This is a genomic window from Microvirga sp. jy35, from assembly GCF_056148915.1.
Genome location: NZ_JBWBEW010000034.1, coordinates 27,502 through 41,211 on the forward strand (window position 1 = coordinate 27,502; position 13,710 = coordinate 41,211).

The window sequence follows — 13,710 nt, forward strand, 5'->3', positions numbered from 1 at the left end:
CCTGACCGGCTGGCCGCTAGCCCTTGGGCTTGCAAAGCCGCACCCCGGGACCTGCCTCGTCCGCGGGGATCAGCAGCACCCCACCCTGCTCCAGAGCCCCGACGACCTGGGATGCCGTCGCGGAGTGGAGGTGATGGCGGCCATTCTCGAAGTCGCGGATGGTGCTGCGCGAGACGTCCGCCTTTTCTGCGAGTTCCTCCTGGGTCCAGTCCAGGAGGCCACGGGCGGCCCGGCACTGCTCGGGTGTGAGGAGAGGCATTCGGGGTGCTCTTGTGCCACGGGCACGAAATCGCCCTTTATGGTTGGGATCTAGGGCCTTCCTCCACCCCGTGCAAGGTGATCCGCAAGATGCTGCCAATCCATTACCGGGAACCCGCCACTGACTGGTTCAAGCCACCGCCTGCATCCTTGGGACGAGCACACGGATGCCCATAAGCCCCCTTCGTTCATCGCCACGAACGATGACATTGAAGCGGACGAGTTGGTTTAAAGAAGAGCCAGAGCGCCGGTTCAATCTATGGAGTTGTCACTGGCCTGTGAAAAATCGACAGCCTGCCTGTAGAGGATAAGATCTAAATGGCTTTTGCTGCCGGAGGGACCTGCACCCTCATAATGTTCATAATTTAGAACGTGATGGATAGAACGCATTTTCTTTGAAAGGATCAATCCAACAGGAACAATTGTCCAGGATGTTCTAGTCGGATTTGGCCATATGGGCGCAAGGATGAACAATGACTGGACTTCAAGGATAATCATATCTTTCCAGTTCCCATGCGCGCATAGTGATGGCAACCCAGGAGGGTGCCATGATGGCGAGGATCAAGTCCTACATCTCTTATGAGAACGAAGCGCTTGCGGTGGCCAGTCTAGCATTTCTGTTCTGCACAGGCGGGATCCTGGGGTTCCTCTGATGCTCTCCCAGTCCCTCTACGCCGTCCTGCTGATCGCCGTGGTTCTGGCGGTCTATGTTCTGATGATCAGGAGTCATTGAGGCACCGGGTCACGAAGGTGGATTGGGTTGCCTGTGCTCCAAAGACGTGGATGGCCGGCGCAAGGCCGGCCGATCAGATGACGCAGAATCCGGCGGCCGTCATCTTCAGGTTCTTGCTCAGCTGGCAGATCTTGATCTGCTGTGCGCACCCCGCTTGGCAAGGGCTTCGAACGGCTTCCTAGGGCCCGGTCTCCTCGGCTGCCCTGCCCGGGTTGGGCGCAAGCGCGGATCGGCGGGTCGCCCGCTCGGCCGCTTCATCGGCGCATTTCTCCAGATGCGCCGCCTTGTTGATCACCTGAAGATTTGGAGCCCCCCAGAAAGCAAGCAGTTCCGGCCAGGGCTTCGAGCGGTGCTCGGACCAGACGGCGAAAAGCGGAACGCGATGGTCCACCTCGGCGGTCTTCAACAGGCGGCGACCGGTGGTGGCGCATTTCCGGCCCTGGCGCATCTTGAGGATCCTGAGGTGGTCCGGTGGGGCTGTCCAGAGCTGCCAGGCCACCACGCAGGCGGAATGCCAGGTGGCGTTCCGGTTCGGCTTGCCGTCGCCCCAGAGGTCGCGATGCCAGCCGAGCCGGTAGATCGGCTGGCCGCACACGCAGCAATGACCCGGTCCGCGCCCGAAGGCCGCCTCGCGATAGGGTGCGGGCGGCATGCGGAACGTAAGCGGCAGACCGGTCTCTTTGGCGGACCCGAGGCGCCATTGCCAACCCGCGGGCTCGCCGCTCCTTGCCGCCAGCGCCCGCGCCAGCCGGTCGGCCAGGAGAGGCCGATGACGCCAATAGGATTCCACCGCGCGGCGCTGGGTTGGCGGTGTCAGCGGCTGCCGGAGCGCATGGGCGAGCACGCAAGGCGGGAAGAGCGCCGAGAGGCGTTTCTCAAGCCGGGCTCGAGCCTTCTGGTTCTTCTCGTCTCGCCAGGTGGACATTCCGGATCGCCGCCTCGTGTGAATCGCTTTCACGTCTGTAGCCGCAAGGCTTATCGAGGTGAACCGTGCCTCTGTCGAATGGCAGGTCGGCAAGCTCCTCGAGGCTCATCCGCCGCAGGGCCGGATGGGCCAGCGGATCGTCCTCCCACGCAAAGCCAAGGCTTCCCCGAGCCTCCTGCGCCGGACGGTGGAGCATCTGTCTGAGGATGGAGATCATGTTCAGCATGGCTGCATGCTGCGCGCGGCGCCTGCTGAAAGAAATGGCGTTTTTCTGCGCGACACTGTAGGAAAGCTATATGCGCAACCTGAACCGCTTTCACCTGAACGGCCTGCGCGCCCTCGAGGCGGCCGGGCGATTGGGCAATCTGCGCGCTGCTGCCGAGGAGCTCGGCGTCACCATCGGGGCCGTGAGCCAGCAGATCCTGAAGGCCGAGGAGCAGTTCGGCCGCCCGTTGTTCGAGCGGCATCCGAAGGGTCTGAGAGCCACCGCCTTCGGGCAGGACGTGCTGCGCTACCTGAGCGCCGGCTTCGCGGAGATCTCGACCGGGCTTTCGCTTGCTGAGCGGCGGCGCGAGGGAGTGCTGACAGTCTCGGTCGCCCCGGTCTTCGCCAGCAAATGGCTGGTCTGGCGGCTGCAGCGCTTTCGTGAGCAGCACCCCGAGATCCGGATCCGCATCGACGCGGACGTATCCCTCGTGGATCCGGGCTCCTCCGATGTGGATGTGTGCATCCGGGTCGGCCGCGGCGGCTGGCCGAACGTCAAGGCCGAGAAGCTGCTCAACCAGTTCGTCTTCCCGGTGTGCAGTCCAGCCATGGGCGAGAGCCTGCGCCACCCGCGTGACCTCGCCTCCGTACCGATCATCCGCGAGCCGACCCCCATGTTCGGCTGGAACGCTTGGCTCGGCCCGAACGGGCTCGACGAGTCCATCCTCGGCGACGGTCCCGTCTTCTCGGACGCGTCCCTGTGCCTGGATGCCGCTGTAGCAGGCCAAGGGGTGTTCCTTGGCTGGGAGACGCTCGCCTGCGATGCTATTGCCATGGGGCGTCTCGCAGCGCCTTTCCCGGATCGATACGATACGGGCATTTCATACTGGTTCTTGACAGCGCGGTCTGCTCCCCCGACACGAGCCGTCGGCGCGTTCCGCGACTGGCTGACTTCCGAGCTCGGTGCAGGAGCCTGAGACAGCGCGCATCGTCTTGACAGCGGACCTCAAGAGGCAGAGCTTTTCCCCAGCGGCAGATGTCCGTTCCTGACCGCCTTGTGTGCGTCCGCCATATCACCCAAATTGGGAGGTCGCGATGCAGCTCTTCACGCTCAAAGCAGCCACTTGCGCTTCGGCTCTTCTCTTCATGCTCACGCCCGCCTCTGCACAGCAGCACCAGCATGTCATGGCCAATCCCGGCGACGTCACCTGGAAGGATGGGCCGCCGTCCCTTCCCAAAGGGGCGCAGATGTCGGTTCTCTACGGAGATCCCGCGAAGGACGGCATATTCGTGATGCGGCTGAAATTCCCGGCGAACTACAAGATCCCGGCCCATACCCATCCGGTCGATGAAGTGGTCACCGTCCTCAGCGGCGAGTTCAAGATCGGCATGGGAACGAGTGTCGACCCTGCGCAGATGAAAGCCATCAATGCCGGCGGCGTGATCGCCATGGCGCCGGGGACGCAGCATTACGTTCAGACCAATCAGGAAACCGTAGTGCAGCTGAGCACGCGCGGCCCCTGGGGCATCGCCTACGTCAACCCGGCGGACGATCCGCGCAAGTCGCAATAGAGGCGGCGGTGTCCAACGGGAGACACGTAAAAGCCCAGGCTCCGGGGCGAACGGGCGGGATGCCTTCGCATCTCTCGCCTCGCCTGCTACGGGCCTGGGCTGATCGCGTCCAGACGGGCACTCGCATCGTCAGGCGAGCGCAGGAAAGGGCCATGCCGGATTACATCCGTCCTGACACGGCCTCATCGAAAGCAGGCGGTGACGCCCGCCGCGTTTCGAAGTCCACAACTATGTCCGCTGGGTCAGCTTGATATGGGGATTGGAATCCCGTCCGCAAGGGGTAGCAGCAAGGCTACCCGCCCTCTTTCGCCCTGTGGCGTCTGGAGCCTCAGTCGCCCCAGGGCGCATTCGGAAAAGCGTCGAGCGGGATCTTGAGATAGCGCCTGCCGTTGCCCTCCGGCTCTGGCAGGCGGCCGCCGCGGATGTTCACCTGCAGGGCATTCAGGATGAGCTTCGGCATCGGCAGGTCGCGGTCGCGTCCTTCGCGCATGGCTACGAACTCGTCCTCGCTTCTCGCGCTCACGAGGTGCCGGTTGTCCCGGCGCTGCTCGGCCACCGTGCTCTCCCATTGCGGAGCGCGTCCGCCCGGCATGTAGTCGTGGCCCGTGAAGAGGCGCGTGTCGTCGGGAAGCGCCATGATGCGCTGGATGCTGTGCCACAGGGCCTTGGCCGAGCCGCCGGGAAAATCGGCCCGGGCCGTCCCGCCGTCGGGCATGAAGAGCGTGTCGTGAATGAACGCGGCATCGCCCACGAGATAGGTGATCGAGCACAGCGTGTGGCCGGGACAAAACATCACCTCCACGTCCAGGTTGCCGATCTTGAACCGCTCACCGTCCGCAAACAGGCGATCCCATTGCGAACCGTCGGTCGGAAAACTGTCAGGCCAGTTGTAGAAGGCCTTCCAGAGCTTCTGGACCTCCACCACCTGCTCGCCGATGGCGGTGGGCGCGCCGGACCGGCTCTTCAGGTAACCTGCGGCCGAGAAATGATCGGCGTGCGGATGCGTGTCGAGAATCCATTCCAGCCTGTAGCCCTGTTGCTCGATATAGGCGAGGATCTCGTCGGCGGAGTCCGTTGCGGTCGCACCGGACTTCGGCTCGAAGTCGAGAACCGGATCGATGACGGCGCATCGCTTCGTCTCCGGATCCGAGACGACGTACTGGATGCTGCCGGTGCGCTTTTCGTAGAAGCCTTTGACATCGGGGCGCCCGTGCAGGGAGGGGGCGGTCTCGGCCGGCATGGCGGGAACTCCTCTTCGACACGTTGCAGCTGTTGCAACCAGGATCTCAGCCGTCAGAATCGGGGGCGGCCATCCGGAGGGTGACCTGTGCCGGTTGCACCGGCAAGATCCGCAAGAGTGCCATTCCGGGGTCACCCGGCAAGGAAGGCGAAGGTCGCGACGGGGCCAAAGGCCCGCCTGAACCGGACATGGGCCCACAATGTTCCAGCCGATGCCACTTCCAATTATCCTGATCTTAACCAACCTGTCGTTCAATCAGCATCAGTGAAAGTATCGCTTTCCCGCGGCGCCTCCGAGCTTGAACCCAGGCTCTACCGTCTCGTGCGAAGCGCGAGTTGATGCGTAGAGTTTGCCATGGCGCACAAGCCTCATCAGTCCCTTCGTCGCGCCCCGCTCCGCCGGAACCGCAGCCTGCTGCCGACGGCTCTCCTCGTGGCAATCTCGCTCAGCCCCGTAGCCCTATTCGTCGACTTCGAACAATCCGGCGGCACAGCGCCAGAGGCGCCGGCAGCAAGTATCGCGGCAAGCCAGGCGCCCGGGTCCGTGAAGACCGCTTTGTCCCTGGACCCTGGTCTGATCGATCCGAAGCCCACCCTGGGCCAGGACTCCTTCACCTTCCGGCGGAACACCCCGTTCGAACCCGGCTTCCGCTCGCCCCCGCAGCGCGAGGCCGGCATTCCTCCTCAAGCGCTGATGCCTGAACCGGCTCCGCCTGCGGAGATCGCTCAGGGAGCCGCGCCGGTGCCCATGATCGTGCCTCTTCCGGCGCCCCGGCCTGCGGACCTGAGAGCTCCGAAGATCGCCGCACCGTCTCAGGTTGCGAGCGCGCCTCCTGCCCTGGCCCCTCGTGCTCTGGCAGCGCCGGCCGTTCCACCGGCCGATAACCGCAATTTCCTGGAAAAGCTCTTCGGAGTCCGCCCGACCAGCCCGCCGGACGCCGCCCTCAGCTATGCGGCTCTGGATCGGGGTACGGGCAGCATCGCCCCGACTGCACGCTTCGGCTCCACGCCGGATCTCGTCAGCGCGGGCACAGCCGTCTATGACATCAGCGCTCAGGTGGTTCACCTGCCGAATGGCGAAAGGCTTGAGGCGCATTCCGGCCTCGGCAACATGATGGACAATCCCCGCTACGTGAACGTCCGCATGAAAGGCTCGACGCCGCCAGGTACCTATGTCCTCACCGAGCGCGAGGCGCTCTTCCATGGCGTGCGCGCCATCCGCCTCAACCCGGTGGGCGGCAGCGCCGCCATCTATGGCCGCGACGGAATCCTGGCCCATTCCTACCTGCTGGGGCCGCGCGGAGATTCGAATGGCTGCGTCTCCTTCAAGGATTACGACAAATTCCTCCAGGCTTACCTCAGGGGCGAGGTGAAGCGCCTGATCGTGACCGCCGGCCGGGGTCAGGATCTCCTGCCACCGGTGGCCAGCAACCGCACTGGCCAGTCCCGCCGCTACGCCCGGGCGATCTGAGCCTCCGCCCCTGGCCTTGCTGCTCTGGGCGCCTAGTTCCTGCACGGACGGCAGCGCATGAGGAGCGGGTTGATGCGGGATGTGAAATCAGCGACGAGGCGAGTTGCTGCGCGATGCGCTAAATGGCCACCCTTCGTTGCCACGATCCTGCTAGCCGCATCCATGGGCACAGCTCAAGCTGAAGGCACAGGCTACCTGGTGCCGGCACCTGGCAAGGACAACGTTCAATCCAAGCCCAAATACGAGTGCGACGCGCCGGACGCCCCCGTGATCACCCTCGACACGCAGAGCAAGTACAATCAGGACGACACCCGACGTGCGACAATCGATGAGGAAGCGGAGGAAAGCTACTCGGAAGCCGTCGAGCCCCTGCGCGCCTACGGACGCAATCTGGTCAAGATCGCGAACGCGTATGTAAAGTCGAACCCGAAGAACACCGCCGCCTCGGCCTGCACGCTCACCTGGCTTGATGCTTGGGCATCAGCGAATGCCATGACCGACATGCGCTCGAAGCAGGCGCACTTCAATCTGGGCCAAGCTCTCGGGGGCTTCGCACTGGCCTATCTGCAAATCCGCAACGCCCCAAATCTCCCTGACGACCAGAAGAAGCGCGTCGAAGCTTGGCTGCGGTCTCTAGGCCAGCAGCTCGTCGGGTTCATGGACAGGAACAAGGCGACCTCCGGCCGGAACAATCACCGCTACTGGGCGGGCCTGAGCGCCACTGGCGCCGGCCTCGCCTCCAACGACAAGGCGCTCACCCGCTGGGGTATCGACAGCGTGCGCGTCGGCCTTGCGCAGATCACGCCGGACGGCACCCTCCCGCTCGAGATGAAGCGCGGCAAGCGCGCCCGGGACTACCACATCTTTGCCGCCGAGCCCCTTGTGGCCACTGCCGAACTGGCGCGCAGCCAGGGGATCGACCTCTATGCCGAACATGATGGAGCCCTGCAGCGGCTTGTGGACAGGGTGCTCGGCTCCCTCGATGACCCTTCTTTCTTCGAGAAGGCGACCGGCACCAAGCAGGAAGCCTATCCGGGCGACGGCACCGTACCGTCATCCCGCATTGCCTGGCTTGAAATCCATCAAAGCCGCCGACCCTCGCCCGTGGTCGAGGCCGTGCTGAGCGCGAAGCGTCCCACAGGTTCAAGCGAGATCGGCGGCAACACGACGCTGCTGTTTCATGGGGCGGAGTAGGCGCCAAAGGCCGTCACGACATGCTCGTCTCCAGCTCCCGCAGGGATTCGGCATTCGGACAGTATGCCGCAAACTGCGCAGGCGCCCGCCCCTTTGCGAGGTCGTCTCTGCACCGGACAGCCGTCGTGCAGCCCGAGCAGGTGAGGCTCATGTCGCGCATGAGAGCGGCATGGATCCTCCGGATCCGCTCGGGATCGAGGGACAGTGCCTCCATGAGGCGCGGCAGCTCGGCTGCGGCATCGGGGCCTCGCGCCACGAGGGTGGGCAGCAGGTCAGCCGGGACTCCGATGTCACGGGCCAGGGCATCCCGCTGATCCTTATCCAGAGCGTCGAGTTCGTGGGCCTGCGCCCAGTTCGCCTGCCATCGCCTGATCGTTCCACCCAAGCCCATGGTCGCCTCCTCCATGCAATGGGAAGAGATTGAGGTTGGGGAGCCATCCGCGCTTTGATCCACCGCAAATTGTTACTCTCGAAACAAACCTCCTATCGTTGCAGGTTATCCGTGGTTTCGGCATACCCTCTGTGCAAGATTTTGGAGAGCAGGTCTGACGCATGAAGCCGGAGATCAGCATCACATGCATCGGCGGAACGGCCGTTGACCGCAAATACCGAGCCTTGAACGCAATCCGCCCGGGAACCTCGAATCCCGTCGTCTCCGAGCGCTCCTTTGGCGGGGTGGCCCGCAATGTTGCGGAAAACATCGCCCGGCTCGGCCTGAGCGTCTCCCTGGCATCCATTGTCGGGAAGGACGAGAACGGACGATCGCTTTTTGAGGATCTCGAACGCCTCGGCATCGGCACGCAGTTCATGGCGGTCTCGGATGAGCATCCCACGGCGGAATACGTGGCCGTCCTGCAGCCCGATGGGGAACTGGCCTTCGGCTTGGCCAACATGGCGATTTTCGACAGGCTGACCCCTGCCCTGCTGCACAAGATGGACCTCGGTCATCAGACAGGCTGGCTCTTCGCCGATTGCAACCTGCCCGCCGAAACCTTGGGCGCGCTCGTCGAAACCGCTCGCCGGCAGTCGCTCATGCTGGCCGCCGATGCCGTCTCGACCCCGAAGGTCGCGCGTCTGCCAAAGGATCTCACCGGCATCGGATTGCTGTTCCTCAATCTTGACGAGGCGCGCGATTATCTCAGCGAGCCCGAGGCGTCTCCGAAGGAGGCGGCCACGCGCCTTCGCACCTGCGGCGCTGAGCGCATCGTCCTGACCCTCGGCGAAGTCGGTCTGGTTGCGGCTGAGCCCTCAGGTATCCATCGGATCGACGCCGTCGGTGCAAAGATCGTCGATGCGACGGGTGCTGGGGACGCCCTGATCGGCACCACCCTCGCGGCGCTGCTGAAAGGATGCCCCCTCGGTGAAGCTGCTCGCCTCGGCACCGTGGCCGCGGCGCTGACCGTGGAGAGCACGGCAAGCGTCCGGCCGGACCTGTCCTTCGCCTTGCTGGACGCCACTTTGTCCCTTAGAGCCGATCCCACCTTCGAACGGGAGCCCTCATGAAGCATGATACCGCCGGCCGTTTTCTCGACATCGCTCCCAGCGTGCAATCGGCTCTCGCAGCAGGCGAGGCCGTCGTCGCGCTCGAATCCACGATCATCACCCATGGCATGCCCCATCCCCAGAACGTCGCCACGGCACGCGAGGTGGAAGCGCTGGTGCGCGGAAACGGCGCCGTGCCGGCAACGATTGCGATCATCGAAGGGCGCATCAAGATCGGGCTGTCGGATGCGGAACTCGACTGGCTCGGCACCGCCAGGGACGTGTTGAAGCTGAGCCGGGCCGACCTGCCCTATGCGGTAGCCTCCAGGCGCCACGGCGCGACGACGGTTGCCGCTACCATGATCTGCGCCCACCTCGCCGGCATCCAGGTCTTCGCCACGGGCGGCATCGGCGGCGTCCATCAGGGAGTCGAGACGACCATGGACATCTCGGCCGATCTCGACGAACTCGCCCGCACGCCCGTGGCGGTGGTCTGCGCCGGTGCGAAAGCCATCCTCGACCTGCCGCGGACGCTGGAATACCTGGAGACGCGCGGCGTGCCGGTCGTCGGCTATGGGACGGACCGCTTCCCGGCCTTCTGGAGCCGCACGAGCGATCTGCCCGTTCCCCTGCGCCTCGACAGTCCCGAAGCCATCGCCGACCTGATCCGCACCAAGGAGACGCTGGGACTCCACGGCGGCGTTCTCGTGGCCAATCCCGTTCAGGGTGCCGATGAGATCCCCGCCGATGAAATGAGCGCCTTCATCGACGCGGCCATCGGGGAGGCGAAGGCTCGTGGGGTTTCGGGAAAGGCGGTCACGCCTTTCCTCCTGTCATATCTGTTCGAGCAGACCGGCGGGCGAAGTCTCGCCACCAACATCGCGCTCGTGAAGAACAACGCCGCGCTCGCCGCGCGACTGGCTGCGTCCCTCGCCGGTCCGAGGGGGTGAGGCTCACCCGTTCGCCTCGCTCCAGGCAGCCATCGCCTCGAACACGATGGCGTGGCGCCGGGCCAGGGAATCGATGTCCGTGGAGTAACCGCCACCGATGACCGCGATCAGGGGAATGCCACGGCTGCGCGCCTGCTCGATCACATAGGAATCCCGGCGGCGGAGACCATCGTCGGTGAGGTTGAGCCGCCCCAGCTTGTCGTCGCGGTGCGGGTCGACGCCGGCATTGAAAAAGACGAGCTCCGGCTCGAGAGCGTCGAGGAGGCGCGGCAGATGGGATTGCAGGACGTCCAGATAGGCACCGTCCTCCATGTGATCCGGCAGGCCGATGTCCAGATCGCTCGGGATCTTGCGCACGGGATAGTTCTTCTCCGCATGCATGGAGAAGGTGAAGAGATCCGCCTCGTCGCGCAGGCAATCTGCGGTCCCGTCACCCTGGTGGACGTCGAGGTCCACCACGAGCGCGCGCTGGATCGCACGATCCGTCCGCAGCGCCTTGGCCGCGATGGCGACATCGTTGAAGACGCAGAAGCCCGCTCCTGTTTCCCTCTGTCCATGATGGGAGCCCCCTGCCGTGCTGCCGGCAAGCCCATGCTGGAGTGCAAGCCGCGCCGCAAGCAGCGTCCCGGCGGCGGATGCCCGGGCGCGACGGACGACGCTTTCGCTGACCGGAAGACCGATGCGCTGCTCGATCTCCCGAGGCACCGAGCAGGCGAAAACCTTATCCACGTAAGCACGGTCATGGGCCAGGGCGATCAGATCCGCTGAGGCCTCCCCCGGCACGATGAGGCCGTTGGGAGCAAGCCCCTTCTCCGCCACCACTTCCGCCAGGCGGCCATACTTCAGCATCGGGAACCGGTGGTCGTCGGGAAGCGAGGCCACGTATGCCGTGTGCGAGACGATCGGGACCTGCTTCATGGGTCGGCCTCTGCTGATGTTGTCCGAGCTAACGACCTTCGATGATGGCTTTCTCCGCAAGCCGCACTGCCGATTCCTGCGAGCGTGCCCCGCAGATGAAACCGCCAGGGTGGCAGAACACGCCGTCCTCGATTCCGGCGGCTTTCGAGAACTCCGTCTCCTGCAGGCCGCGCCACGCCTCAGGCAAGGACAGTCGCTGGCCGAAGGAGCTCGGCTCGGGCGGGATGGTGCGGCAGTACCAGGCGGTCAGATCCTCGTTCGGGTAGATCACGAAGAGAAGATCGCTCAGACCACCCTCGAAAACCGCCTTCTCCCAGGGAAGCTTGCGATCGAGAACGATCACGCGGGCATCCCGTGCCTTCCTGGCAGCTGCCATCACAAGCGAGAGAGCCTGAGCCTCGGCATGGGCCTGCCGGCAGGCCCGGACCAGGATTCCCCTGGCGAAGTCGGCCGCTTCGAGGAAAGCGTCATCATAGGACTGGCCGCTGTCCCAGGTCGGATTGAAGGCCTCGACCAGGAGCGCGAGATGGCTCTGGCTTGCGGTGGCGACCCCGTTGTCGGCCTGGTCTATGGTGAGAATGAAGGTTGCGTCGATGTCCTGCCAGACGGAATCCAGCATGTCCTCGCCGATCCCCGGCACGAGCCGAGGCAGGGCCTTGCGCCCATAGTCGCGCCAGATCAGGCCGACCGAGCTGTAGGGCGTCCCGTCCTCCCGTCGCGGGAGATCACGCATGTGGTGGTCGTACCGGCCCTGGGCAGGCTCGTAGATCCCGCCCACGTCGAAGACGATGTCGGCTGAGTCGATCAGCGCCATGTCCCGGGTCCGGACGAACTCGAACGCATTCATGGCATCGCGCAGGATGGAATAGGCGAAGACGTCGTCGGCATGGAACGTGCCGCTATGGGTTACAATCCGCATCGTTCTCCTCCGACCAGCGTCGGCTACTCCGTATCGGTCAAAGCTACAACCGCGATAGCAGAGCTGTTCGCTCAAGATAAGCCGCTTCAGGACCATCCTTCGTGTGGATTCAGGATAAATCTCGAATGAGCCTTATCGACCCACTTGACCTTACCATCGTGGGAACGCCTACAGATCTCGGGACCTTGAAATGAAAGGATCCCGATCATGATCATGCATGTTTTCCACGTTCCCGGCATGAATTGCGGCGGCTGCCTTCGCGCCATCACCCGATCCATCCAGGCCCTTGATCCGCTGGCACAAGTCCAGGCCGACCTGGAAGTCCGCACCCTGAGGGTGACGTCCACGAGAAGCGAGACATCGCTTTTGGACGCTCTGAGGGATGCTGGCTACCCGGCTCAGCCTCTCGCCCATTCCAACCTGTGAGGAGGGCACGATGACCACCGAAGGTCACCACCACCATCACGATCATAGCAATGCCGAATCAAGCCACAGCACGTTGAACCGTACCGCTCTGAGCGCCACGATTCACTGCCTGACAGGCTGCGCCATCGGCGAAGTTCTGGGACTCGCGATCGGGACCTCCCTTGGCTGGGGAACGGCACAGACCATCCTTCTGGCGGTCGCCCTCGCCTTCCTGTTCGGCTACGGCCTGACCGTGCTGCCCCTGCTCCGCAGCGGGCTGCCCTTCGGCACGGCCCTAGGCATGGCCCTTGCGGCTGACACGGCCTCCATCACCATCATGGAAATCGTGGACAACCTGATCATGCTTGTCATCCCGGGCGCAATGGATGCCGGCCTCACCAGCCCTCTTTTCTGGGGAAGTCTCGCTCTGGCCCTGCTCATCGCCGGCGCTTTCGCCTTCCCGCTCAATCGCTGGCTGATTGCTCGCGGACGGGGCCATGCAGTCGTGCATTCCTTTCATAGCCACTGATCCTACATCGTGGATTGAACCTTCAGGAGAACCAACATGAAGTCTCGCATTCTGATATTGGCTGCACTCATCGCGGCAGCCCCGACCCTCGCTTCAGCCCAGGGGGCCCACGGCAGCCATTCCGGCCACTCCACACCGGCACAGACGGCAAGGACGCCCGATACGCCCGCTACTCAGGGTTACAGGCAGGCGAACGCGACGATGCACAAGAACATGGACGTCGCCTTCAGCGGCAATGCCGACATCGACTTCGTTCGCGGCATGATCCCTCACCACCAGGGAGCCATCGACATGGCGAAGGTCGCTCTCCAGCACGGGAAGGACCAGCAGGTCCGCCAATGGGCCGAGGACGTCATCCGCGAGCAGGAGCGCGAGATCGCCGAGATGCAGGCCTGGCTCAAGAGCAGGGGCGTCCAGTAGTTGTGACCTGATCCACCCTGATCCACATGGCGGCGATGGCTTTTCTCCCCAGCCCCTGTATCAGGGGGCTGCCACGAACAGGCGGGTGAAGCGTTAGTGGATATCCCCTGCGGGCGAATGGAAAGGAAGAACGATGTTCACGCTTACGATCAGCGACAAGCCTGTTGCCATCACCAATGCAAATGAGGAAGAGGCCCGCGAACTCCTCATGAGCGAGGAGTTCAAGGATGACCTCAAGGTCCTCGAGAGCGAAGGCGCTCCCCTGTGGGACGGCTTTGCCAGCCTGAACGTCAGGCCGGCGACGGAGGAGGAAAAAGCCGAGTTCGAGGGAGCCGATTTCGACGAGGACGAGGAGGATGATGATGAGGAGGAAGGTCCCTACATCATGTTCCTGGTCGATGTGACCGATCCCGACGAGGACGATGAGGGCTAACCCCCTGAAGGCTCGATGGCCCTGCTGAACCGGCAGGGTCCAAGCATCGTCGGTCCGG

At 64.1% G+C, this 13,710-nt stretch carries 16 protein-coding genes; 10 read left to right on the top strand and 6 right to left on the bottom strand.

Annotation, left to right across the window (positions count from 1 at the left end):
• Nucleotides 1-16: 16 nt before the first annotated feature.
• Nucleotides 17-259 (bottom strand): helix-turn-helix transcriptional regulator, encoded by a 243-nt coding sequence (locus tag AC0QTX_RS20510; RefSeq protein WP_474605672.1) that lies wholly within the window; start codon nt 257-259, stop codon nt 17-19.
• A gap of 910 nt (nt 260-1,169) precedes the next feature.
• Nucleotides 1,170-1,916 (bottom strand): hypothetical protein, encoded by a 747-nt coding sequence (locus AC0QTX_RS20515; RefSeq protein WP_474605673.1) that lies wholly within the window; start codon nt 1,914-1,916, stop codon nt 1,170-1,172.
• 296 nt (nt 1,917-2,212) lie between these two features.
• Here AC0QTX_RS20515 and AC0QTX_RS20520 point away from each other — a divergent pair, with 296 nt between their 5' ends.
• The gene (locus AC0QTX_RS20520) at nt 2,213-3,097 is read left to right on the top strand and encodes a LysR substrate-binding domain-containing protein (RefSeq protein ID WP_474605674.1); all 885 of its coding nucleotides are present in this window, start codon (nt 2,213-2,215) and stop codon (nt 3,095-3,097) included.
• A 118-nt stretch (nt 3,098-3,215) separates the two neighbouring features.
• On the top strand, nt 3,216-3,692 hold the full coding sequence (locus tag AC0QTX_RS20525) for a cupin domain-containing protein (RefSeq protein WP_474605675.1): 477 nt from the start codon (nt 3,216-3,218) through the stop codon (nt 3,690-3,692).
• 328 nt (nt 3,693-4,020) lie between these two features.
• On the opposite strand, the gene AC0QTX_RS20530 is transcribed toward AC0QTX_RS20525, so the two are convergent.
• Complete coding sequence (locus AC0QTX_RS20530; RefSeq protein WP_474605676.1) at nt 4,021-4,932, bottom strand: MBL fold metallo-hydrolase; 912 nt, start codon at nt 4,930-4,932, stop codon at nt 4,021-4,023.
• A gap of 354 nt (nt 4,933-5,286) precedes the next feature.
• Here AC0QTX_RS20530 and AC0QTX_RS20535 point away from each other — a divergent pair, with 354 nt between their 5' ends.
• Both AC0QTX_RS20535 and AC0QTX_RS20540 read left to right on the top strand, forming a co-directional pair.
• Nucleotides 5,287-6,402 carry a DUF2778 domain-containing protein gene (locus AC0QTX_RS20535; protein WP_474605677.1) on the top strand — a complete coding sequence of 372 codons (1,116 nt, stop codon included), beginning with the start codon at nt 5,287-5,289 and terminating at the stop codon, nt 6,400-6,402.
• A gap of 162 nt (nt 6,403-6,564) precedes the next feature.
• Nucleotides 6,565-7,596 carry an alginate lyase family protein gene (locus AC0QTX_RS20540; RefSeq protein ID WP_474605678.1) on the top strand — a complete coding sequence of 344 codons (1,032 nt, stop codon included), beginning with the start codon at nt 6,565-6,567 and terminating at the stop codon, nt 7,594-7,596.
• A 13-nt stretch (nt 7,597-7,609) separates the two neighbouring features.
• Here the strand turns inward: AC0QTX_RS20540 and AC0QTX_RS20545 are convergent, their stop codons facing one another.
• Entirely contained in the window at nt 7,610-7,987 is a 378-nt protein-coding gene (locus AC0QTX_RS20545) for a DUF6455 family protein (RefSeq protein ID WP_474605679.1), read from the bottom strand.
• Between the two features lie 161 nt (nt 7,988-8,148).
• Between AC0QTX_RS20545 and AC0QTX_RS20550 the strand changes: the two genes are divergently transcribed.
• Together AC0QTX_RS20550 and AC0QTX_RS20555 are read left to right on the top strand one after the other, a co-directional pair.
• Nucleotides 8,149-9,099 carry a carbohydrate kinase family protein gene (locus tag AC0QTX_RS20550; RefSeq protein WP_474605680.1) on the top strand — a complete coding sequence of 317 codons (951 nt, stop codon included), beginning with the start codon at nt 8,149-8,151 and terminating at the stop codon, nt 9,097-9,099.
• A complete protein-coding gene (locus tag AC0QTX_RS20555) occupies nt 9,096-10,028 on the top strand; it encodes a pseudouridine-5'-phosphate glycosidase (protein WP_474605681.1) in 933 nt (310 codons plus the stop codon). Before AC0QTX_RS20550 ends, AC0QTX_RS20555 begins: the two co-directional genes overlap by 4 nt.
• Nucleotides 10,029-10,031: 3 nt before the next feature.
• Here AC0QTX_RS20555 and AC0QTX_RS20560 read toward each other — a convergent pair whose 3' ends face one another.
• Both AC0QTX_RS20560 and AC0QTX_RS20565 read right to left on the bottom strand, forming a co-directional pair.
• The gene (locus tag AC0QTX_RS20560) at nt 10,032-10,946 is read right to left on the bottom strand and encodes a histone deacetylase family protein (protein ID WP_474605682.1); all 915 of its coding nucleotides are present in this window, start codon (nt 10,944-10,946) and stop codon (nt 10,032-10,034) included.
• Between the two features lie 28 nt (nt 10,947-10,974).
• Complete coding sequence (locus tag AC0QTX_RS20565; protein WP_474605683.1) at nt 10,975-11,865, bottom strand: MYG1 family protein; 891 nt, start codon at nt 11,863-11,865, stop codon at nt 10,975-10,977.
• Nucleotides 11,866-12,072: 207 nt separating this feature from the next.
• On the opposite strand from AC0QTX_RS20565, the gene AC0QTX_RS20570 reads away from it, so the two are divergent.
• The 4 genes from AC0QTX_RS20570 (at nt 12,073) to AC0QTX_RS20585 (ending at nt 13,652) form a co-directional block, all read left to right on the top strand.
• Nucleotides 12,073-12,291 carry a heavy-metal-associated domain-containing protein gene (locus AC0QTX_RS20570; protein WP_474605684.1) on the top strand — a complete coding sequence of 73 codons (219 nt, stop codon included), beginning with the start codon at nt 12,073-12,075 and terminating at the stop codon, nt 12,289-12,291.
• Between the two features lie 10 nt (nt 12,292-12,301).
• A complete protein-coding gene (locus AC0QTX_RS20575) occupies nt 12,302-12,799 on the top strand; it encodes a DUF4396 domain-containing protein (protein ID WP_474605685.1) in 498 nt (165 codons plus the stop codon).
• Nucleotides 12,800-12,835: 36 nt separating this feature from the next.
• On the top strand, nt 12,836-13,219 hold the full coding sequence (gene copM, locus AC0QTX_RS20580) for a CopM family metallochaperone (RefSeq protein ID WP_474605686.1): 384 nt from the start codon (nt 12,836-12,838) through the stop codon (nt 13,217-13,219).
• 133 nt (nt 13,220-13,352) lie between these two features.
• Nucleotides 13,353-13,652 carry a hypothetical protein gene (locus AC0QTX_RS20585; RefSeq protein WP_203274518.1) on the top strand — a complete coding sequence of 100 codons (300 nt, stop codon included), beginning with the start codon at nt 13,353-13,355 and terminating at the stop codon, nt 13,650-13,652.
• Nucleotides 13,653-13,710: the final 58 nt, after the last annotated feature.